Raw genomic sequence first — 19,732 nt, 5'->3', positions numbered from 1 at the left:
AGGCGGGCGAGCAGGGCCGACGGGCGAGGCGGGCGAGCAGGGCCGACGGGCGAGGCGGGCGAGCAGGGCCGACGGGCGGGCGGGCGGGCAGGGCCGACGGGCGGGCGGGCGGGCAACTCAGTGCGCCGCGGCCCGGCGGCGATCGCGCCGCCGCATCCACCATTCGCGCCCCAGCTCGATCGGGAACGGCAGCGAGGAGACCACGATCGCGATGATGATCGCCAGCTCGAGGTTCTGCTCGACGAGCGGTACCCCGCCGAGGAAGTAGCCGGCGCCCATGAACAGGGCGATCCAGACGATCGCGCCGACGATGTTGACGACGACGAAGCGCCGCCGCGGCATCGCGGTGAAGCCCGCCATGAGCGGCACGAGCGCCCGCACGATCGGCACGAAGCGTCCGACGATGACCGCACGCACGCCGAGGCGCTCGAACAGCGCCCGGGTGCGGGCGTAGACCTCGTCGGTGAGGCGGCGGCGCGGGCGGCGCAGGATCGCGGGGCCGGCCGCGCGGCCGATCTCGTAGCTCGTCTGCGCTCCGAGCACGGCGGCGAGAGCGACCAGGGCGAAGGCGGCGGGCGGCGGCACCGGCGTCGCGACGGTCGCGACGGTGAGTCCCGTGATGAACAGCAGCGAGTCCCCGGGAAGGAACGAGGCCGGCAAGAACGCCGTCTCGAGGTAGACGATCACCGCCACGACGAGCACGACCCCGACGCCCGCGGCGTCGATGATCGCGTGCGCATCGAGCAGGTTCAGGATGCCCCCGCCCGCGCCCGCGTCGCCGCGATCACCGCGCGGTAGTGGTCGAGCAGCTGCCGGTTGTTGGCCTCCCACGAGCGGCCGAGCACCGCACGCCGGCCCGCCTCGCCGAGCCGCGCCCGCAGGGTCGCGTCGGCGGCGAGCCGCTCGACCGCGCGCCGGAACCCCCGTCGCTCCGCCGGATCGACGAGCAGACCCGTGCGGCCCTCGTCGACCAGGTGCAGCGGACCGCCGACGGCGGGGGCCACGACGGGCAGGCCCGTCGCCTGCGCCTCCTGGATGGTCTGGCCGAAGGTCTCCTCCGTGCCGAAGTGCACGAAGACGTCGAGGGCGGCGAAGGCGTCGGCGAGCTCCGGGCCCTGCAGCTGGCCGGTGAAGGTCACCGGATCGTGCGCGAAGGCCTGCGCGAGACGCGGGCGCTCGGGGCCGTCGCCGACGATGAGGAAGCGTGCGCCGGGCATCCCGATCAGCTCGCGCAGCCGGCCCACCTGCTTCTCGGCCGCGAGACGCCCGACGTAGCCGACCAGCAGCTCGCCGTTCGGCGCCGCGCGCTCGCGCAGGGCGAGAGCGCCGGGCGACTCACGCCGAACGGGGTGGAACAGCCGGCTGTCGACGCCGCGGCCCCAGACGTGCACGTTCTCGATGCCGAGGCGGCCCAGCTGCTCGGCCGTCTGCGGCGTCGGGGCGAGCGTGCGGTCGGCGAGCGCGTGCACGCCCGCGACGAAGCGGTCGAGCATGGGCCGGGCGAAGCCGACGCCGTAGCGCTGCAGGTAGCCGGCGACGTCGGTCTGGTAGACGGCGACGCTCGGGATCCCCGTGCGGGCGCACACCGCGAGCGCCTTGCGGCCGAGCAGGAAGGGCGCGGCCGCGTGCACGACGTCGGGCGCGAAGGCCTCGAGCGTCGACTGCAGTGCGCGGTGCGGCACCCCCATCGGGAACCGCATGAGCGGCAGCGAGCCGCTGCGGTGCACGGCGTAGCCGAGGTGCTCGTCGCCGGGCGTCGTCGGCGAGATGACGATGGCCTCGTGGCCGTCGGAGTGCAGGGTCTCGAGCACGCGCACGACCGAGTTGGTGACGCCGTTGAGCTGCGGGAGGAAGGATTCGGTGACGACGGCGATCTTCACGAGCGCACGCTATCGACCGCGTCGCGCGCCCCCGGCGTCGGGGCCGCGACGCCGGGGTGAACATCCGCCGACGGATCGGCGGCGGGGAACGCGAGGGGCGGGCGGCTAGCATCCGGAGCATGAGCCAGCCGATCCCCGAGGAGGAGTCGCCGACCCGTCGCGCGATCCGGGCGGCCGCCGCGCAGCTCTTCCCCGCCACCGGGTACGCCGGGACCACCGTGCGCGACATCGCCGGCGAGGCTGGCGTGGATCCGGCGCTCGTCATCCGCCACTTCGGCGGCAAGCAGGCGCTGTTCCTCGAGACCGTGCGGCTCGAGCTCGACCACGCCCCCGTGGTCGACGGCCCCGTCGAGACGATGGGCGAGGCCTGGATCCGCTACGTGCTCGACCCCGGTGAGGATGTCCGCCGCGTGTTCCTCGCCCTGCTGCGCGCCAGCGATGCCGAGGGCATCGGCTCGGCCCTGCGCGAGGCCCACGACGCGGGTTTCGTGCAGCCCCTGCTGCCGCTGCTGGAGGGCGCCGACGCCGAGCTGCGCGCCCGCCTCGCCGGCGCTCTCGTCGGCGGCCTGCTCTACGCGCTCTGGGTGGTCGGCGACGAGCAGCTGCTCGCCACCGACCCCGAGACGATCGTGCGGCAGTACGGCGCGCTGCTGCAGCAGCTGCTGACGCCGGCCGCGCCGTGACCGGGCCGCTCTAGATCGCCGACCAGCCGCCGTCGCTCGCGAGCGTCACGCCCGTGACGTTGGTGGCGTCGTCGCTCAGCAGCCAGGTGATCGACGCGGCCAGCTGCGCCGATTCGGCCACCGGGGGCAGCAGCTGCATGGCCATGCCGATGCGCTCCTGCCCGAGCTCCGAGGCGAAGCTCGCCTGGATGTTCGTCGCGACCGGTCCGGGCGCGACCGCGTTGACGCGGATCCCGTGCCCCGCGTACATGAAGGCCGAGCTCCTGGTGAGCCCGACGACGGCGTGCTTGGAGGCGGTGTAGGCGAGTCCGGCTGCCGAGCCGCGCAGGGCGGCCTCGGAGGCCACGTTGACCACCGCGCCGCGCCCCGCGGCGAGCATGGTCGGCAGCACCGCGCGCGTGAGGCGGAACATCCCGTCGACGTTGACCGCGAACACGCGCTCCCAGACCGCGTCGCTCACCTCGTGCAGCGGGGTCATGTCGTCCATGACGCCGGCGACGTTGGCGAGGCCGTCGATGCGCCCGTTCGCGGCGGCGACGATCGCGGCCACGTCGTCGGGCTTCGTGATGTCGCCGGTGACGGTGACGGCGGCGGGATGCTCGGCCTTCAGCTCGGCGAGACGCTCGCCCGAGATGTCGACGGCGACGACCGTGCCGCCCTCGGCCGCGATGCGGGCGGCGGTCGCGCGGCCGATGCCCGATCCGGCGCCCGTGACGATGATCGTGCGGCCCTCGAAGCGGCCGGGGGTGATGAGCTCGACCCAGGCGGCGGGCTCGGAGCCGGCGGCGGTGCCGGGGGCATCCCCCTCGTCGGCCTCGGCGCTCTCGTCGTGCTCGTCGGGGGCGATGCCGCCGTTGACCTCGGCGACCATGCTGTCGACGACCTCCTGCGGGAACTTCCCCTGGCTCAGCTGCACGAGCCGCTGCAGCGAGAACAGGCGCACGGGCTTCAGCACGCTCTCGCTCTGGCCCGCCTCGGCGAGCATGCTGCGCAGCAGGGCGCCGCCCTGCGGGTGGGCGAGCCAGTCGCCGACCGACGACTTCGCGGTGAGGGGCTTGTCTGCCTTCGCCATGGGGTTCCTCTCGACGGGGGCGCGCATCATCGCGGGCCGCTTCGCCTCGAGTCTCCGCCTGCGCGAGGCGGGTGTCAACTAAGTTGACACCGTGCCTGACGAGGGGCGCCGCGGCAGCGGGTTACAGTCGAGCCGTGGCCTCCGATCCGCTCCCCCTCGACCCGATCGCGGAGGCGCGGCGCCAGTGGCTCGCCCACGGCTGGGACGACGCGGCCGACGGCATGACCCTCGTCACCTCGGTCATGCGGGCGCACCAGCTGCTGCTCGCCCGCGTCGAGGGCGCCCTCAAGCGCTTCGACCTCTCCTTCGCGCGCTACGAGATGCTGCAGCTGCTGAGCTTCACGAAGGGCGGCGAGATCCCGATGGCGAGCGCGACCGCGCGCCTGCAGGTGCACCCGACGAGCGTGAGTCACACGGTGCAGCGCCTGGAGCGGGACGGCCTCGTGGAGCGCCGGCCGCACCCGAACGACGGGCGGGCATCCCTTCTGGTGCTGACGGATGCCGGGCGCGCGCTCTGCGCGACGGCGGTCGAGGCGCTCAACGCCGAGGTGTTCACCGAGCCGGGCATCCCGCAGCCGCAGCTCGCCGAGCTCGTGCGCACCCTCGCTCGGTTCCGCGAGAGCGCGGGCGACTTCGTGACGCCGCCGCCGGCGCCCGAGCCGCTCTAGGCGCGATCGCCGCGGCGGGGCGCGGCGCGGCGCGGCAGGGCGCGGCTCGAGTTGGCGAGGCCGTGCGGGGCGCGGCGGGGCGCGGCGCGGCGGTGCCGGCACTGCTGTGACGAGCGCCGCTGCGCCGGGCGCGGCATGACGCAGTGAGGCGAGGCGAGGCGACGAAATTTTCTGGCGGTATGTGCCCTCAAGGCTCCGGAGCCGTGAGCGCACATACCGCTGACGGGAAGGCCCTCCCGTCCCGGCGGGTGATCCCTCCCGTGCTGGGGAAGGGGACGCTTCCGGAAGCGTCGGCTTACGGAGGCTGGATGGGATGCTGGCCGAACGGTCGAACGGTCGGGTCGGAATGAGCTCGGGCGCGAGGGGCGCGAGCCGACGACCGGACGAGCACGAGCAGTGCGCGGGTGGGCGATGAACTGCGCGCGCGGGCCCGAGAGACCCGGGCGCGCGCGGGCGTTCGCCGGGCATCCCGCCCCCGCGACTAGCGGTGCGTGAACCGCGGCTCGCGCTTCTCGACGAAGGCCGCCATGCCCTCGGTCTGGTCGGCGCGGTCGAAGCCCGCGTGGAACAACCGGCGCTCGAGCGCGACGCCCTCAGCGAGCGGGCCCTCGAAGGCGGCGTCGATCGCCGCGGTCGCGTCGTGCAGGGCGGGCAGCGAACGGCCTGCGATCTGCGCCGCGATCGCGAGCGCCTCGTCCATGAGCGACTCGGCCGGCACGACGCGCGACACGAGGCCCCACCGCTCGGCTTCGTCCGCCGTGATGCGGCGGCCCGTGAGCACGAGGTCCATGGCCTTCGCCTTGCCGATCGCGCGCACCAGGCGCTGCGTGCCGCCGATGCCGGGGATGACGCCGAGCGTGATCTCGGGCTGCCCGAACGAGGCCGCCTCCGAGGCGATGATGAGGTCGCACATCATCGCCACCTCGCAGCCGCCGCCGAGCGCGAAGCCGTTCACCGCGGCGATCGTCGGGGTGCGCACGGCGGCGAAACGATCCCAGTCGGCGAAGAGCCCGCGCGCCGCGGCCTCGGCGCCGTCGAGCCCGGCCATCTCGGTGATGTCGGCTCCGGCGGCGAAAGCGCGACCGGCCCCGGTGAGGATGATCGCGCCGACACCCTCGTCGGCGTCGAGGCCTTGAGCAGCCGCCACCACGTCGCGCATCGTCTGCTCGTTCAGCGCGTTGAGGCGGTCGGCCCGGTTCAGGGTGATGATGCCGACCCGCTCGCGCCGCTCGGTGAGGATGGTGGCGTACTCGGTCATGCGGGAGCTCCTTCGGTGCGCGCGGGGCGCGCGGGTCAGGCGGGCGGCGGGGTCAGGCGGGCGGGGCGGGCGAGGGCTGCGCGGCCGCAGCGGACGACGTACCCGCGCCGCGCATCCGGATGTCATCGATGATGGCCGAGAAGTCGCGGTGCGCGCCCTCCCCCTCGGCGAATCGGGCGAAGACCGCGGCGGCGAGACGACCCGCCTCGGCGTGGACGCCCGCCGACTCGATGGCGTCGACGGCGAGCCCGAGATCCTTCGCCATGAGGGCGCCGGCGAAGCCGGGAACGTAGTCGCGGTTCGCCGGGCTCGCCGGCACCGGACCGGGCACGGGGCAGTTCGTCGTGAGCGCCCAGCACTGGCCGGAGGCGTTCGCCGCCACGTCGAACAGCGCCTGATGATCGAGCCCGAGGCTCTCGCCGAGCACGAAGGCCTCGCTGACCGCGAGCATGCTCACGCCGAGGATCATGTTGTTGCACACCTTCGCGGCCTGGCCGAGGCCGGAGGCTCCGCAGTGCACGATGCGGCCGCCCATGATCTCGAGCAGCGGCATCGCCTGGGCCACGTCGGCCGCCTCGCCGCCGACCATGAAGGCGAGCGTGCCCTTCTCCGCTCCGACCACGCCGCCCGAGACGGGGGCGTCGAGCGCGCGATGGCCGGCCGCGACGGCGAGCGCCGCGGCCGCGCGGGCGTCGTCGACCGCGATCGTCGAGCAGTCGATGAAGAGGGTTCCGGGGCGGGCGGCGGCGAGCAGTCCGCCCTCGTAGGCGGCGAGCACGTGCCGGCCCGCGGGCAGCATCGTGATCACGACGTCGGCCTGCGTCACTGCGGCCTCGCCCGAGGCGGCGATGCGGATGCCCGCCGCGCGCGCGACGGAGACGGCCGAGTCGACCAGGTCGAAGCCGACGACATCGACGCCCGCGGCCGCGAGATTCGCCGCCATCGGGCCGCCCATGTGGCCGAGGCCGATGACGGCGACGGTGCCGGTGAAGGCGAGAGGCGCGGCGGCGGAGCCGGCGGAGGCGGCGGGCCCGGTCATGCCGCAGTCCACTCGTCGACCGCGAAGCGCTCGCGCTCGGCGGGGGTGAGAGGAGCGGCGGCGGCGTGCGCGGCCGCGGGATCGAGCGACTGCAGGGTCGGCGGGCTCCAGTGCGGCGCGCGATCCTTGTCGATGACCTGCGCCCGCACGCCCTCGGCGAAGTCGGGCGAGAGGAGGGCCCGCAGGGCGAGACGGAACTCGGCGGCGAGCGCGTGCTCGAGGTCGGGCATCCCGCGGGCGGCGCGGAGAGCGGCGAGGGTGACCCCCACCGAGGTGGGCGATTTCGCGCGGATCGAGGCGGCGGCCTCGTGCGCCGCGGGCTCGGGGGCGGCGTCGAGCCGGGCCAGCACGGCGAGGGGGTCGTCGCCGACGTAGGCCGCGTCGATCCAGGGCTGCTCGGCGAGGAGCGGGGCCGACGGCGCGGGGCCGGAGAGCCGCGCGATCGCGGAATCCGCGCGCTCCGACTCGAGCGCCGACACCAGCGCCTCGAGCCGCTCGGCCTCGAGGAACGCGTCGGCGAGGCCGAGGGCGAGGGCGTCGCCCGCTCCGACGCTGCCGGCGGTGAGCGCGAGGTGCGTGCCCAGCTCGCCGGGCGCGCGGCTCAGCAGCCAGGTGCCGCCGACGTCGGGGATGAAGCCGATGCCCGTCTCGGGCATCCCGATGCGGGTGGAATCAGTGACGACGCGGTGCGAGGCGTGCGCCGAGAGGCCGACCCCGCCGCCGAGCACGATGCCGTGCATGAGCGCGACGATCGGCTTCGGGTAGCGGGCGATCGCGGCGTTGAGGCGGTACTCGTCGCGCCAGAACACGGCGGCCGCGCGCCCGTCGCCGCTCGTCGCGTCGCGGTGCAGGCCGACGATGTCGCCGCCGGCGCAGAAGGCGCGGTCGCCGGCGCCGCGGATGGCGACCGTGCGCACGGCGTCGTCGCCGGCCCAGGCGTCGAGCGCGGCGCGGATCTCGAGCACCATGCCGTGCGTGAGCGCGTTGAGCGCCCGTGGCCGGTTCAGCGTGAGCAGACCCAGCGCGCCCCGGCGCTCGACGATGAGCTCGGGCTCGCTCACGAGACCCGCCCGAGCACGCTGCGGCCGATGATGAGCTTCATGATCTCGTTCGACCCCTCGAGGATCTGGTGCACGCGGAGGTCGCGCACGACCTTCTCGATACCGTACTCGGCGAGGTAGCCGTAGCCGCCGTGCAGCTGCAGGGCCGCGTTCGCCGCCGTGAAGGCGATGTCGGTGGCGAATCGCTTGGCCATCGCGCAGTGGGCGATGAGGTCGGGATGCCCGGTGTCGAGCGAGTGCGCCGCCGACCGCAGCAGCAGGCGCGCGGCCTGCAGCTCGGTCTCCATGTCGGCGATCGTGAACACGAGCGACTGCTGCTGCGAGAGCGGCGCCCCGAAGGCGTGCCGCTCGGTGATGTGCTTCGCCGCGCGGTCGAGAGCCCACTGCGCGCCGCCGATGGAGCAGGCGGCGATGTTGAGGCGCCCGCCGTTCAGGGCGCTCATGGCGATGCCGAAGCCCTCGCCCTCGGCGCCGAGCCGGTCGACGGCCGGCACGCGCACCCCGTCGAAGGTGACGGCGCGGGTGGGCTGGGCGTTCCAGCCCATCTTGCGCTCGGCCTCGCCGTAGTGGATGCCCTCGGCATGAGCATCCACGATGAAGGCGGTGATGCCGCTCGCGCCGGCCGCTCCCGTGCGGGCCATGACGACGAGCACGTCGGTGGCCCCGGCGCCGGAGATGAACTGCTTGGTGCCCGTGAGCACGTACTCGTCCCCGTCGCGCACGGCGCGCGTCGAGAGGGCGGCGGCGTCGGATCCGGCATCGGGCTCGGTGAGGCAGTAGCTGCCCAGGTGCTGCATGCTCGCGAGCGCCGGCACCCAGCGCTCCTGCTGGGAGGCATCGCCGTAGGCGTCGATCATCCACGCGACCATGTTGTGGATGGAGATGTAGGCGGCGACGGCGACGTCGCCCTGCGCGAGCTCCTCGAAGATGAGCGCGGCGTCGCTGCGGGTGAGGCCCGCACCGCCGCGCTCCTCGGCGACGTAGATGCCGCCGAAGCCGAGCTCCCCGGCCTGCTTGATGGTCTCGACGGGGAAGAAGTGGTCGCGATCCCACTCGAGCGAGTGCGGGGCGAGGGCGGTGCCGGCGTAGTCGCGCACCATCTCGACGAGGTCGTTCTGCTCCTCGGTGAGGCTGTGGATGGATGGGGTGACGGGAGTGGGAGAGAGCATGGCGGGGCGCCTCAGGAGCGCGTGACCTTTCCGGTGAGAGCGGCGAGCGGGCGGATGACGATCGGGCGCACGGCGAACCACGCGCCGATCATCAGCACGAGGGTGACGGCGAAGATGATGAGGCCGAGCCACGAGCCGTCGTCGCGGGCGGCGTAGACGTGGTTGAGGTTGCGCTGGGCGCCCGTGGCGAGCACGAGCGCGACGTGCACGACGATGAACGCGGCGAAGTAGAGCATCACCGGGTAGTGCAGCGCCCGGGCCCACTCGATGGGGTACGCGCGGTTCAGCCGCTCGGCGTCGCGCGGCCAGGCGCCCGACATGCGCAGGCCGGTGACGATCGCGAGCGGCGCGGCGAGGAACACGACGCTGAAGTACGCGAGCTGCTGCAGGCTGTTGTAGTTCACCCAGCCGTCCTCGCTCGGCCACGACAGCGAGGCGTACTGCAGGGCGGCGCTCGCGGCGTTCGGCACGACCTCCCACGAGGTCGGCACGATGCGCACCCACTGGCCGGTCGTGAACAGCAGGACCAGGTAGACGACGCCGTTGAGCACGAACAGCACGTCGACGGCGAGGTGCAGCCACAGCTCGAGGCTGATCTTCTTGGGCGGGTTCTTCGTCGTCAGCAGACCCGAGTTGGCGCGCGTCCAGTACGCGGCGGGCCGCTTCGTCGTGCGCACGAGCAGACCCGTGCGGATGATGAGCAGCAGGAAGAACGCATTGAGCCCGTGCTGCCAGGCCAACCAGGCCGGGATGCCCACGGGCGCGTCCTGCGGCAGCGCGTACTCGCCCGGGTACGCGGCGAGGAACCCGAGCCCTGCCGGCGTCTCGCGGAACCAGCGGGCGAGCAGCACGACGAGCACGAGACCGACGAGCGCGAGGCCGATCGTGATGAGCAGGCGGCGCGGGAGGCGCCGGCCGGCGGCGGCGCCGCCGGAGGGGCGGGCGGCCGTCGGGCGGGCCGCGGGGCGCGCGGGGCGGGTCGAGGATCCGGACATCGGGGCTACCGCCCGCGGGCGTCGAGCTCGGCGATGAGCTGCGGCACGATCTCGAGGGCGTCGCCGACGATGCCGAAGTCGGCGACGTCGAAGATGGGGGCATCCCGATCGGTGTTGATCGCGACGATCGTCTTCGCCGTCTGCATGCCCGCCCGGTGCTGGATGGCGCCGGAGATGCCGAGGGCGATGTAGAGGTCGGGGGCGACGGTCGTGCCGGTCTGGCCGACCTGCGCCGCCCCCTCGACGTAGCCGGCGTCGACGGCGGCGCGGGAGGCACCCACCGCGCCGCCGAGCCTGTCGGCGAGCCGCTCGGCCACGCCGAAGTTCTCTTTCGAGCCGAGCCCGCGCCCGCCCGCGATGACGACCTTCGCGCCGCGCAGGGCGGGGCGACCGGTGTCGGCGGCGGGATGCACGGCCTCGATGCGCGCTCCCAGAGCGGCTCCCCCGCTCGCCTCGAGGTGCTCGAGCTGCGCGTCGAGGGCGGCCGCGCGGTCCTCCACCGAGCCGGGTCGGATCGTGATGACGAGCAGCCCCGCCGGCGCGGACGGGTCGCCCGAGCGCGCGCCGGTCGAGGTCACCTCGTAGTCCCCGCCGAGCACGGAGTGCCGCACGACCACCCGCTCCCCCGCGCCCGAGCTCTCGCGCGTCACGCCGACCGCGTCGTACGCGATCGGCGCTCCGAGCCGCACGGCCAGCCGCCCGGCGACCTCTCGGCCGTCGGCGGTGTGGCTGAGCAGGATGGCGGCGGGGGCGGTGCTGCCGGCCGTGCCGGTGGCGTCGGAGTCGCTCATCGCGTGCGCGACGGCGGCGAGCGCCGCGACCGCGGGCGTGGTCGCGACGGCGCCGAGGCCGTCGACGGCGACGAGCACGACGCGGGCGGCGCCGAGGGCGCCGAGGTCGGCGGCCAGTGCGGCCGGGTCCGGCCCGTCGGGCGCGCCGGCGGCCACCGGCACGACGGCGACGGGGGTGCCGAGCTGCGCCGCGGCACCCAGCAGCTCGGCCGCCGGGTCGAGCGGGCGGCCCGCGGCGTCGAGGGTGATGAGAACGAGTGCGTCGGTCATGATCCGGCCCTCTCAGACGAGCCGCGCGGCGGCGAGGTAGTCGACGAGCTCGGCGACGGCGCGGCCGTCGTCGACGACGACGGTGCCGGCGGTGCGCGGCGGGCCCTGCTCGGCGGCGAGCACCGTCGAGCGGGCATCCATCGCGGAGGTCTCGAGGTCGACGAGCCCGTAGGCGACGACGGGCTTCTTCTTCGCGGTCATGATGCCCTTGAAGCTCGCGAAGCGGGCGTCGGGCAGCTGCTCGGTGATGCTGATCACGGCGGGCAGCGCCGCGCTGAGCTCGAGGGTGCCGGCGTCGCCGCTGCGGCGGCCGCGCACGGTGCCGGCATCGATGTCGAGGTGATCGAGGAACGACAGCACGGGCAGCCCGAGGTGCTCGGCGAGCATGGCGGGCAGGATGCCGCCGCGACCGTCGGTGGACTCGTTGCCCGTGAGGAGGAGGTCGAAGCCGGTGTCTCGCGCGGCGGCGGCGATGACGGACGAGGTGAGCAGGGCATCCGCCCCGGTCAGACCCTCGTCGCTGATGTGCACCGCGGAGTCGGCCCCCATCGCGAGCGCCTTGCGCAGGGCGTCCTTCGCCTCGGGCGGGCCCATCGTCATCACGACGACCTCGGTGGCCTTATCGCCGTCCTTGCGGGCCAGCGCCACCTCGAGGGCGCGCTCGCTGATCTCGTCGATGACGCGGTCGCTCGCAGCGCGATCGATCAGCCCGGTGGCCGTATCGATCCTGCGGTCGCTCCATGTGTCCGGCACCTGCTTGATGAGCACGATGATCTTCACGGTGAACTCCTTCGTTCCCCTGGCGATTGTGTCGCCGCGGGAGACATTACTAGGAGTTGCGACTATTTACTAGGACGTGCTCGCATTCGCGCAGCACCGTCGGCGATGAGGCCGCACCGGTCTGCTCGACGACCGCTGCGGACTCGAGAGCCCGCTCTAGTCCTTGTGCGCGATGACGATGGTCGTCGCCACGGACCCGGCGATCATGGCCACCATCGTCCGCGTCACGGCGGCGGAGGCCGCAGCGGCCCCCCAGTCCCCGCGCTCGAGCTTCTTGCCGCGCAGATACACGTCGCCGCTCCAGGGGATCTCGCGGTGGAACTGGGGCAGCGTCCCGCTCGCCGAGAGCAGAGCCCCCAGCAGCGCCGTCCGGGCGTCCGGCACCGTGCCGTCGACGAGGGCGCCACGCACCTTCGCCAGCAGACGCGAGCGGCGCTCGTCGCCCAGCGAGTAGGTCGTCGTGGGGATGAAGCCCAGGGCCTTGGAGCGGCGACGCACGAGGTCGCCCGACTCGACGAGCCGCTCGAGCACGGGCTCGCGCAGCGTCGGACCGATCGCGGCGAGGACCGACTGCGCTCGCCGGGGTTTGCTGTTCACGTAGGACCACATGGAGCGCTGCATCTCGTCGTCGGGCGCGGCCGACCCGAGGGCGTGGATCCTGCCTCCCACGCCCGAGGCCGGACGCAGCTCGACGCGCTGCTCGAGGGCGAGATCGGCGAGAAGGGCCCCACCGAGCACGTAGAAGAGCGTGTTCTCGCCGGCGATCGAGTTCGAGTCCGGTTGGAACAGGAGCAGGAGCACGTCCTCGACGAGGGATCGGTAGTCGTCCGTATCCGTCACCGATGGCTCCTGCGATCGCTGCGCGGGAACTCCTGCTGACTCGTTCATCGTCCACTCCTCGGATGCGCCTTGGTCGGGCTTCTCAGTCAAGACCGTGTTCCTACGACAAGGTCAAGCCCGAGACGAGGCCGGCCGGCGATATCCTGGGCCCGGAGTTCCCCGAGGCGCGTCGGCGCGAAGGAGTCATGATGGCCTGGAGCACGAGCGAGCTCGCGCGACTCGCCGGCACCACCGTCAACGCGGTGCGCCACTACCACCGCCTCGAGCTGCTGCCGGAGCCGGCGAGGCGCCACAACGGCTACAAGCAGTACGGCGTGACGCACCTCCTGCGGCTGCTGCAGATCCGGCGGCTCGTGGAGCTCGGGATCCCGCTCAATCGCATCGACCGCGTCATCGCGGGCGCCGACGAGGAGCTCGACGACGCCACCCTCGACGAGGTCGATGAGGAGCTCGCGGCGACCATCGACCGCCTTCACCGCGCGCGCTCCGAGATCGCCGCGATCCGGCGTGACGGGGCTCCGGCTCACACCCCGTCCGGCTTCGCGGGGGAGGCATCCCGGCTCTCCGCCGCCGATTCGTCGATGATCCACATCTACTCCCGCATCTACGACGCGGACGCGATGGCGGACATCCGGACCATGGTCGCGGAGGGACCGACCCCGGCGGGCGCCGCGCTCGATGCGCTCCCCGCCGACGCCTCGGAGGCGATGCGCGAGCGGCTCGCCGTCGAGCTGGCCCCGGAGCTGGCCGAGCGCATGGAGTCGTACCCCTGGATGCGCGACCCGCGCGACCATCTCGCCACGTCGCAGGAGACCGCGGAGCAAGCGGTCGTCGCGGCGCTCTGGAAGCTCTACAACGACGCTCAGCGCGATGTCCTCGTCCGCGCGAGCGAGCGCGCCCGTCGCATCGTGGAGGGTCGCGGCGCGTCGACCTGAACCGCGCCGGTGAACGGCAGAATGTGCAGAGCCGCCACCGCGATCGCACTCGGTTCCGAACAGCGATCATGACCCCGAGGGAACGAGCACGAGCACGATGAACGACGGCAACACCCTTCTCGACGACCGCCCGCTGCTGAGCCCTCGACGGACCGCGCGCCTGCTGCAGACGTCGTTCCTATTCGTCTTCGCGCTCTCGACGACGGTTCTGCTCCTCGTCGACCCAGACGCCGCGCTCCGCCCGTCCTTCCTGATGGGCTCGCTCCTCGTCGTCGGCGCAACAGCGCTCGCGTACACGACCGCCTTCGACGCGCCGCACTACCGGCTGTGGATGCTGACGATGCCGGCACTCGACTACCTCGCGATCTTCGCGATTCGCGCAGAGGGAACCGGCGGCGTGACCAACCCGCTAGTGCTCATGCTGGCGATGCCGGCCGCATGGGTCGGTTTGACGGCCTCGAGAGCAGCGCTCGCACTACTCACGCCGATGGTCCTCTCCGTCATCATCCCCGACATCGTGTTCGTGCTCGATCCGGCGACGGACGTCGCGGCGGCTGATCGGTCGATCATGCTCGTGGCCGTCTACCCCATCGTCATGATGCTCGCCGCGGGCATCGCCTATCTGCTGGCGTCGGTGCTCGCGGAACGCCAGCAGCAGCTCATCGCCGAGCAAGCGAGCCGCAGCACCGCGGCGCGGGAGTCGGAACGATCGCGCCGATTGCTGGATGCCGTGCTGGACACCCTCGACGTGGGGGTCATCGTCATCACGCCGACGGGCGAGCGCGTGCTCATGAACCGATTGCTGCGCGACAGCCCTGCGCTCACGGCGCGCGGGCAGGATCCCTGGGAGGCCTTCGCGAGCATCCGGGCCTTCTCGGCCGACCGCGTGACCCCGATCGCTCCGGAAGACTCCGCCCTCGCGCGCGTGATGCGGGGGGAGACCGTCACCGACCGCCTGGCATGGGTGGGCGCGCCGGGAAAGAAGCAGGTCGCGCTCTCCGTCTCCGCGAGTCCCGTCCACACGGAGACAGGCGGGCATCTCGCGAACGTCGTCCTCATCACGGACGTCACCGAGTACCTCCAGGCGCTCGAGGCGAAGGACGCCTTCATCGGCACCGTGTCGCACGAGCTGCGCACCCCCTTGACGACGCTCGCCGGCTTCCTCGAGCTCATCGCCGAGAGCGACGAGGCGTTCAGCGAGGAGACGCGCCAGTGGCTCGATGTCATGGAGCGGAACGTGCAGCGTCAGCAGATGCTCGTGAGGGACCTGCTGACCGCCGCGGGCTCGCGCAACGCCCCCATCGCCCTGCAGACCGACGACGCCGATCTGCTCCACGTCGCGCGCGAATCCACGGCGGCGATCGCACCGGAGGCCGCGACGCGCAATATCCGCCTGACGGTCGACGGCGACCCGGCGCTCGGCGAGTTCGACGCGCTGCGCATGACCCAGGTCGCCGAGAACCTCATCACCAACGCCGTGCGCTACACCCCCGAGGGTGGACAGGTGCACGTCCATGCGTCGGCGCGGGCCGACGAGCTCGTGATGGTCGTGCGCGATACCGGGATCGGGATCGCGCCGGACGACCAGGAGCGGTTGTTCGAGCAGTTCTTCCGTGCAGCGGATGCCCGGGCCTCGGCCACCCGCGGCGTCGGGCTCGGTCTCCCGATCGTCAAGGCGATCGTGGACGCGCACGGCGGCGGCATCGACGTCGTCAGCGAGCAGGGGACGGGCACCACCGTCACCGTCCGGGTTCCTCGGAAGCGTCTCCTCGAGGCGTGATTCGAACGATCGCACCTCTCGCGGCCGCACGAAGCACCCGCGGGGGATCGATCATCGTCGGGGGATGGGTCCGTGAGGTACTTGCTGCCCGCCCGGACCGCTCCACCCGTGGCTCCCGAGCGCGGCGGCCAGCTCGGCGCGGAGGGCTTCGACGTCGCCAGACGCGGTGTCGTGCAGCGCTTCGACCACGATGAGGACGCGCCGCGTCCCGGGGCGGATGGCCGACAGGGCGCTCTGCCGATTGGTCCACCGGCGGGCGTGCGCGTTGCCGGCGTCGTCCCGGAAGATGATCTCTCCCGGTTCGGGCGTCTCGGTCTCCCCGCTGAAGCTCCGGTAGGTCTCGGTGCCCGCCGCGGGGGCGACGGTCAGATCGCCGACGACCTGGTCGAGATCGAACACGGCGATCGGGATCGCGTACGCGACCGACACGGCATTGCACAGATCGACGAGGGGATGGATTCGCGGCAGCTCGCCGTGCGTCCGGAGTCGGCGCAGCAGCGCCTCGGATGCGCACCGGTACTGGGTGGGCTTCAGCCCCATCCGGCTGAATGCTCGTCGCCAGGCGGCGATCTCGGGCAACTCGCTCTCCGGCCGGTCCGCCAGACGCGCGGACGCCCGCGCCAGGAACGGCGCGGCCGTCGCGGTGGTGTCCGTGTCGCTGGTCACCGCGTCGAGGGTCAGCGTCGCGGCGGCGAGCTGCGGGAACTGCTCGCGCACCGACGAGTGGTGGCTGAACTGCACGGGCGGCTATCGGGTCTCGAGGGCGAGGCGGCCGGCGAGCAGCACGTAGGTCGCCGCGAACGTGCGGCGCAGCCACGCCATCACCTTCGGGCGCGTGATGACCTGGTTGCGCATCGTCGCGGCGAACACCCCGTAGAGCGCGAAGACCACGAACGTCACCACCATGAACACCAGGCTCAGACCCGCCATCTGCCAGACGCCGTTCGTCGCGCCGGCCGGCACGAACTGCGGCAGGAACGCGAAGAAGAAGATCGTCAGCTTCGGGTTGAGGAGATTGATCAAGACGGCAGTACGGATCACGCGCCAGAACGACGACGGGGCCGCGCCGGCGTCGACGTCGATGAGCGACGTGTCGCGGAAGGTCCGCCACGCCAGATAGAGCAGGTAGGCCACGCCGAGCCACTTGATGGTCTGGAACGCGATCGCGGAGGCGTTGAGGATGGCGGCGAGCCCGGTGATGGCGGCCACCATGTGCGGGATGACGCCGAGGGTGCACCCGAATGCGGCCACGATCCCGGCCTTCGTCCCCCGCGTGAGGCCGGCGGCGATGGAGTACACCGCCCCGGTGCCCGGGGTGGCGACCACGACGAGTGTCGTCAGCAGGAACGCGATGCTCATGAGGGCCCTTCGAGAGTGGAGTGTCTCTCGAACGATACTGCGCGCTCGCGTCGCGCGGGCCACGAACAAGCCCCGGCTCGCTGGTGACAACGGCCGGGGCATCCTGCGCGCCCGAAGGGACTCGAACCCCTAACCTTCTGATCCGTAGTCAGATGCTCTATCCATTGAGCTACGGGCGCACTGCCGCTTTCACGACTGAGCGAGCATATCAGCGACGGGGGGTCGGGTCGAATCGAGGGCGGCCCGAGCGGCGCGCGCGGCGCGGGCGTGAGCATCCCTAGTCTGAGCACGCACCTACGAAGGAGGACGCGTGCTCACCACCGAGGAATCGACCCTCGACGACCGCCCGCTCGTCAGCCCCCGCTACACCGCACGACTGCTGCAGACGACCTTCTTCATCATCTTCGGCCTCGCCACGGTGCTGCTGCTCGCGATCGAGTTCGAGGTGGTCGCGAACCTCCGCTACGTCGCCGCCATCGCCATGGTGACGATCGCCACGCTGCTGCCGCTGCTGCGCGGGTTCCAGAACCCCTACTACCGGCCGTGGATGCTCGCCCTCCCCATCCTCGACTTCCTCGCCTTCTTCCTCATCCGGCTGGATGGCACCGGCGGCGTCACGAACCCCATGGTGATGATGCTCGCGCTGCCCGCGGTCTGGGTCGGCGTGGTCAAGTCGCGTCGGGCGATCGCGATCCTCGTCCCCTTCGTGCTCGCGGTGATCGCGCCGGACGTACTGCTCCTCGCCCGCGGTCGGCTCGAGGAGGCGAACGCCGATCGGGCGATCATGCTCATCGCCGTCTTCCCCGTCGTCATGCTGCTCACGATGGTCGTCGCGTACATGATGTCGTCGATCCTCGCCGGCCGGCAGGTCGAGCTGAGCTCCGAGCAGCGTCGGCGCGCGGCCGCAGCACGTGAGACGGAGCGCACCCGCCGGCTGCTCGACACCGTGCTCGACGCCCTCGACGTGGGCGTCATCGTCACCTCGCCGACGGGCGAGCGGGTGCTGATGAACAAGGTGCTGCGCGAGAGCCCCGAGCTGACGGCGAACGACACGGACCCGTGGGAGGCGTTCAAGCGCATCCGGGCCCTGTCGACGGATCGCGTCACCCCCATCGATGCGGGCGACTCGTCGTTCGACCGGGTGATGCGCGGGCAGCAGGTCACCGACCGCCTGGTGTGGGTGGGCATCCCGGGCGGTCGCCAGTCGGCGCTGTCGGTCTCGGCCGCTCCCGTGCACACGGCCGACGGCGAGCACCTGGCGAACGTCGTGCTCGTGAAGGACGTCACCGACTTCATGCAGGCGCTCGAGTCGAAGGACGCCTTCATCGGCACCGTCTCGCACGAGCTGCGCACGCCGCTGACGACCATGGCGGGGTTCCTCGAACTCGTGCTCGAACGGCGCGACGAGCTCGCACAGCTCGATCCCGAGATCGTGTCGTGGCTCGAGGTGATGGATCGCAACGTGCAGCGCCAGCACATGCTCGTGCGCGATCTGCTCACGGCGGCGGGATCGCGCAACGCCCCCATCGCGATCGCGCGGCACTCCGGCGATCTGGCCGCGGTCGTGCGCGAGTCGGCGGCTGCGCTGCGCTCGGAGGCGGCGGCGAGCGGGGTGCGCCTCACCGTCACCGGGCGCGATGCGATCGGACGCTTCGACGCGCTGCGCATGGCCCAGGTCGCCGAGAACCTCATCACCAACGCCGTGCGCTACACGCCCGAGGGCGGACGGGTGCGCGTCTCGGCGTCGGCCGACGAGACCCATCTTCTTCTCGTGGTGCGCGACACCGGCATCGGCATCACGCCCGAGGATCAGGAGAGGCTGTTCGAGCAGTTCTTCCGAGCGGCGGATGCCCGGGCGTCGGCCATCCGCGGCGTCGGGCTCGGCCTGCCCATCGTGAAGGCCATCGTCGACGCCCACGCCGGGTCGATCGAGCTCGACAGCGAGGTCGGAGCGGGCACGACCATCACGGTTCGCCTGCCGCGCTAGCCCTCGCCGGGCGCCGCCAGCGGCCGCTCGGCGTCGAACTCGGCGCGCAGGTGCCGCACGACCGCGGCGAGGTCGCCGTCGTGCGCACGGGCGACGGCGCGCTGCCGGTCGGCTCCGCCGCCGAGCTCGAGGATGCGCTCGACGCCGCCGAGCTCCTCCGCGCAGCCCAGCTCGTCGGCGATCGGGGCGAGCTCGATGAGCAGTTCGGCGAGGTGCTCGCGCACGGGCTGCTCGCGGCCGCCCGCGTCGACGATCGTCACGGCGTCGAGCCCGTAGCGGGCGACGCGCCACTTGTTCTCGCGGTGGAACCAGGGCGCGAGCGGCGCGGGGGCGCGGCCGGCGTCGAGGCGGCGCGAGCCGCGCTCCACCAGGCACTGCGTGAGCGCGGCGACCGCGGCCAGTTCGTGCAAGCTCGAGGGGGCGTCGCAGGCGCGCACCTCGAGGGTCCCCCAGCGCGGCGCGGGCCGGGCATCCCACCGCACCTCGGTCTCGTCGTCGACGACGCCGGTGCGCACCAGGTCATCGACGAAGCCCTCGAAGGCGGGCCAGTCGTCGAGCGCCCAGGGCAGCCCCGCCGTCGGCAGCTGCTGGAAGACGAGGGCGCGGTTCGAGGCGTACCCGGTCTCCTCCCCCGCCCAGTACGGGCTCGAGGCGGCGAGCGCCTGCAGGTGCGGCAGGGTCGCGCCGAGCTCGGCCAGCAGCGGCATGACCTTCGCGCGGCGCTCGACGCCGATGTGCACGTGCATGCCCCAGATGAGCATGTTGCGGCCCCACCACTGGGTGCGCCGGATGAGCTTGTCGTAGCGGGTGGCCTCGGCGATGCGCTGCTCGTGCCACAGCGCGCTCGGGTGGCTGCCGGCCGAGAGCAGACCGATGCCGCGCGGTTCGGCGACGGCGTGCACCTCGGCGATGCGCTCGCGCACATCGCGTACGGCGTCGGCGACGCGGGCGTGCGGATCGCTGACGATCTCGACGGTGTTCGTCAGCAGCTCGCCGGTGATGCCCGGGCGGCCCTCGAGAGCGGCGAGGATGCCCGGCGCCTCCCCCGCGAGATCGCCGCGGTCGTCGACGAGCATGAGCTCCCACTCGATGCCGATGCTCGAGCGCGGCGACGACGCGAACCGGATCGGCATGCTGCTCCTCGTGCTGGACGTCGGTGGCGCTC

Annotated in this window: 19 protein-coding genes and 1 tRNA gene; 5 read left to right on the top strand and 15 right to left on the bottom strand. The window is 72.7% G+C overall.

What is annotated here, in order from left to right; translation table 11 throughout:
• Window positions 1-117 precede the first annotated feature (117 nt).
• Both OVN18_RS06110 and OVN18_RS06105 read right to left on the bottom strand, forming a co-directional pair.
• A complete protein-coding gene (locus tag OVN18_RS06110; RefSeq protein WP_267782713.1) occupies window positions 118-702 on the bottom strand; it encodes a DedA family protein in 585 nt (194 codons plus the stop codon).
• A 47-nt stretch (window positions 703-749) separates the two neighbouring features.
• On the bottom strand, window positions 750-1,880 hold the full coding sequence (locus tag OVN18_RS06105) for a glycosyltransferase family 4 protein (protein ID WP_267782711.1): 1,131 nt from the start codon (window positions 1,878-1,880) through the stop codon (window positions 750-752).
• A gap of 119 nt (window positions 1,881-1,999) precedes the next feature.
• On the opposite strand from OVN18_RS06105, the gene OVN18_RS06100 reads away from it, so the two are divergent.
• Window positions 2,000-2,563 (top strand): TetR/AcrR family transcriptional regulator, encoded by a 564-nt coding sequence (locus OVN18_RS06100; protein ID WP_267782709.1) that lies wholly within the window; start codon window positions 2,000-2,002, stop codon window positions 2,561-2,563.
• 10 nt (window positions 2,564-2,573) lie between these two features.
• Here the strand turns inward: OVN18_RS06100 and OVN18_RS06095 are convergent, their stop codons facing one another.
• Window positions 2,574-3,635 carry an SDR family NAD(P)-dependent oxidoreductase gene (locus OVN18_RS06095; RefSeq protein ID WP_267782708.1) on the bottom strand — a complete coding sequence of 354 codons (1,062 nt, stop codon included), beginning with the start codon at window positions 3,633-3,635 and terminating at the stop codon, window positions 2,574-2,576.
• Window positions 3,636-3,769: 134 nt separating this feature from the next.
• Between OVN18_RS06095 and OVN18_RS06090 the strand changes: the two genes are divergently transcribed.
• On the top strand, window positions 3,770-4,303 hold the full coding sequence (locus tag OVN18_RS06090; RefSeq protein ID WP_267782706.1) for a MarR family winged helix-turn-helix transcriptional regulator: 534 nt from the start codon (window positions 3,770-3,772) through the stop codon (window positions 4,301-4,303).
• Window positions 4,304-4,784: 481 nt separating this feature from the next.
• Here OVN18_RS06090 and OVN18_RS06085 read toward each other — a convergent pair whose 3' ends face one another.
• From OVN18_RS06085 to OVN18_RS06050, 8 genes are all read right to left on the bottom strand, one after another.
• Entirely contained in the window at window positions 4,785-5,561 is a 777-nt protein-coding gene (locus tag OVN18_RS06085) for an enoyl-CoA hydratase-related protein (RefSeq protein WP_267782704.1), read from the bottom strand.
• A gap of 52 nt (window positions 5,562-5,613) precedes the next feature.
• Window positions 5,614-6,600: a 3-hydroxyisobutyrate dehydrogenase gene (gene mmsB / locus OVN18_RS06080; protein ID WP_267782702.1), complete on the bottom strand. Its 987-nt coding sequence runs from the start codon at window positions 6,598-6,600 to the stop codon at window positions 5,614-5,616.
• On the bottom strand, window positions 6,597-7,661 hold the full coding sequence (locus OVN18_RS06075) for an enoyl-CoA hydratase/isomerase family protein (RefSeq protein ID WP_267782700.1): 1,065 nt from the start codon (window positions 7,659-7,661) through the stop codon (window positions 6,597-6,599). Before OVN18_RS06075 ends, mmsB begins: the two co-directional genes overlap by 4 nt.
• Window positions 7,658-8,830: an acyl-CoA dehydrogenase family protein gene (locus OVN18_RS06070; protein WP_267782699.1), complete on the bottom strand. Its 1,173-nt coding sequence runs from the start codon at window positions 8,828-8,830 to the stop codon at window positions 7,658-7,660. Before OVN18_RS06070 ends, OVN18_RS06075 begins: the two co-directional genes overlap by 4 nt.
• Window positions 8,831-8,841: 11 nt before the next feature.
• Entirely contained in the window at window positions 8,842-9,825 is a 984-nt protein-coding gene (locus OVN18_RS06065; RefSeq protein ID WP_267782698.1) for a cytochrome b/b6 domain-containing protein, read from the bottom strand.
• A 5-nt stretch (window positions 9,826-9,830) separates the two neighbouring features.
• Complete coding sequence (locus OVN18_RS06060) at window positions 9,831-10,886, bottom strand: electron transfer flavoprotein subunit alpha/FixB family protein (protein ID WP_267782697.1); 1,056 nt, start codon at window positions 10,884-10,886, stop codon at window positions 9,831-9,833.
• Window positions 10,887-10,898: 12 nt separating this feature from the next.
• Window positions 10,899-11,666, bottom strand: a complete 768-nt coding sequence (locus OVN18_RS06055) for an electron transfer flavoprotein subunit beta/FixA family protein (RefSeq protein WP_267782695.1) — start codon at window positions 11,664-11,666, stop codon at window positions 10,899-10,901.
• Window positions 11,667-11,822: 156 nt separating this feature from the next.
• Window positions 11,823-12,596: a GOLPH3/VPS74 family protein gene (locus OVN18_RS06050; RefSeq protein WP_267782694.1), complete on the bottom strand. Its 774-nt coding sequence runs from the start codon at window positions 12,594-12,596 to the stop codon at window positions 11,823-11,825.
• A 95-nt stretch (window positions 12,597-12,691) separates the two neighbouring features.
• Between OVN18_RS06050 and OVN18_RS06045 the strand changes: the two genes are divergently transcribed.
• Window positions 12,692-13,441 (top strand): MerR family transcriptional regulator, encoded by a 750-nt coding sequence (locus OVN18_RS06045; protein WP_267782692.1) that lies wholly within the window; start codon window positions 12,692-12,694, stop codon window positions 13,439-13,441.
• A 97-nt stretch (window positions 13,442-13,538) separates the two neighbouring features.
• Window positions 13,539-15,221 carry a sensor histidine kinase gene (locus OVN18_RS06040; protein WP_267782690.1) on the top strand — a complete coding sequence of 561 codons (1,683 nt, stop codon included), beginning with the start codon at window positions 13,539-13,541 and terminating at the stop codon, window positions 15,219-15,221.
• 51 nt (window positions 15,222-15,272) lie between these two features.
• Here OVN18_RS06040 and OVN18_RS06035 read toward each other — a convergent pair whose 3' ends face one another.
• From OVN18_RS06035 to OVN18_RS06025, 3 genes are all read right to left on the bottom strand, one after another.
• Window positions 15,273-15,938, bottom strand: a complete 666-nt coding sequence (locus tag OVN18_RS06035; RefSeq protein ID WP_267782687.1) for a B3/B4 domain-containing protein — start codon at window positions 15,936-15,938, stop codon at window positions 15,273-15,275.
• A 30-nt stretch (window positions 15,939-15,968) separates the two neighbouring features.
• A complete protein-coding gene (locus OVN18_RS06030; RefSeq protein WP_267738720.1) occupies window positions 15,969-16,580 on the bottom strand; it encodes a LysE family translocator in 612 nt (203 codons plus the stop codon).
• A gap of 106 nt (window positions 16,581-16,686) precedes the next feature.
• A tRNA-Arg gene (locus OVN18_RS06025) sits at window positions 16,687-16,759 on the bottom strand.
• 131 nt (window positions 16,760-16,890) lie between these two features.
• Here OVN18_RS06025 and OVN18_RS06020 point away from each other — a divergent pair.
• Window positions 16,891-18,567, top strand: a complete 1,677-nt coding sequence (locus OVN18_RS06020; RefSeq protein WP_267782686.1) for a sensor histidine kinase — start codon at window positions 16,891-16,893, stop codon at window positions 18,565-18,567.
• Here the strand turns inward: OVN18_RS06020 and OVN18_RS06015 are convergent.
• On the bottom strand, window positions 18,564-19,700 hold the full coding sequence (locus OVN18_RS06015; protein ID WP_267782685.1) for a glutamate--cysteine ligase: 1,137 nt from the start codon (window positions 19,698-19,700) through the stop codon (window positions 18,564-18,566). The genes OVN18_RS06020 and OVN18_RS06015 overlap by 4 nt on opposite strands.
• Between the last annotated feature and the right edge of the window lie 32 nt (window positions 19,701-19,732).

The organism is Microcella daejeonensis (assembly GCF_026625045.1).
Classification (GTDB): Bacteria; Actinomycetota; Actinomycetes; order Actinomycetales; family Microbacteriaceae; genus Microcella; species Microcella daejeonensis.
The sequence above is the reverse complement of the archived record's forward strand: the minus strand, read 5'-3'. Positions and strand labels throughout refer to the sequence as shown.

Coding starts and splice junctions, on each gene's coding strand:
- OVN18_RS06085 (WP_267782704.1), bottom strand. CDS start 5,561: ATGACCGAGTACGCCACCATCCTCACCGAGCGGCGCGAGCGGGTCGGC.
- OVN18_RS06030 (WP_267738720.1), bottom strand. CDS start 16,580: ATGAGCATCGCGTTCCTGCTGACGACACTCGTCGTGGTCGCCACCCCG.
- OVN18_RS06060 (WP_267782697.1), bottom strand. CDS start 10,886: ATGACCGACGCACTCGTTCTCATCACCCTCGACGCCGCGGGCCGCCCG.
- OVN18_RS06015 (WP_267782685.1), bottom strand. CDS start 19,700: ATGCCGATCCGGTTCGCGTCGTCGCCGCGCTCGAGCATCGGCATCGAG.
- OVN18_RS06045 (WP_267782692.1), top strand. CDS start 12,692: ATGATGGCCTGGAGCACGAGCGAGCTCGCGCGACTCGCCGGCACCACC.
- OVN18_RS06095 (WP_267782708.1), bottom strand. CDS start 3,635: ATGGCGAAGGCAGACAAGCCCCTCACCGCGAAGTCGTCGGTCGGCGAC.
- OVN18_RS06100 (WP_267782709.1), top strand. CDS start 2,000: ATGAGCCAGCCGATCCCCGAGGAGGAGTCGCCGACCCGTCGCGCGATC.
- OVN18_RS06065 (WP_267782698.1), bottom strand. CDS start 9,825: ATGTCCGGATCCTCGACCCGCCCCGCGCGCCCCGCGGCCCGCCCGACG.
- mmsB (WP_267782702.1), bottom strand. CDS start 6,600: ATGACCGGGCCCGCCGCCTCCGCCGGCTCCGCCGCCGCGCCTCTCGCC.
- OVN18_RS06070 (WP_267782699.1), bottom strand. CDS start 8,830: ATGCTCTCTCCCACTCCCGTCACCCCATCCATCCACAGCCTCACCGAG.
- OVN18_RS06040 (WP_267782690.1), top strand. CDS start 13,539: ATGAACGACGGCAACACCCTTCTCGACGACCGCCCGCTGCTGAGCCCT.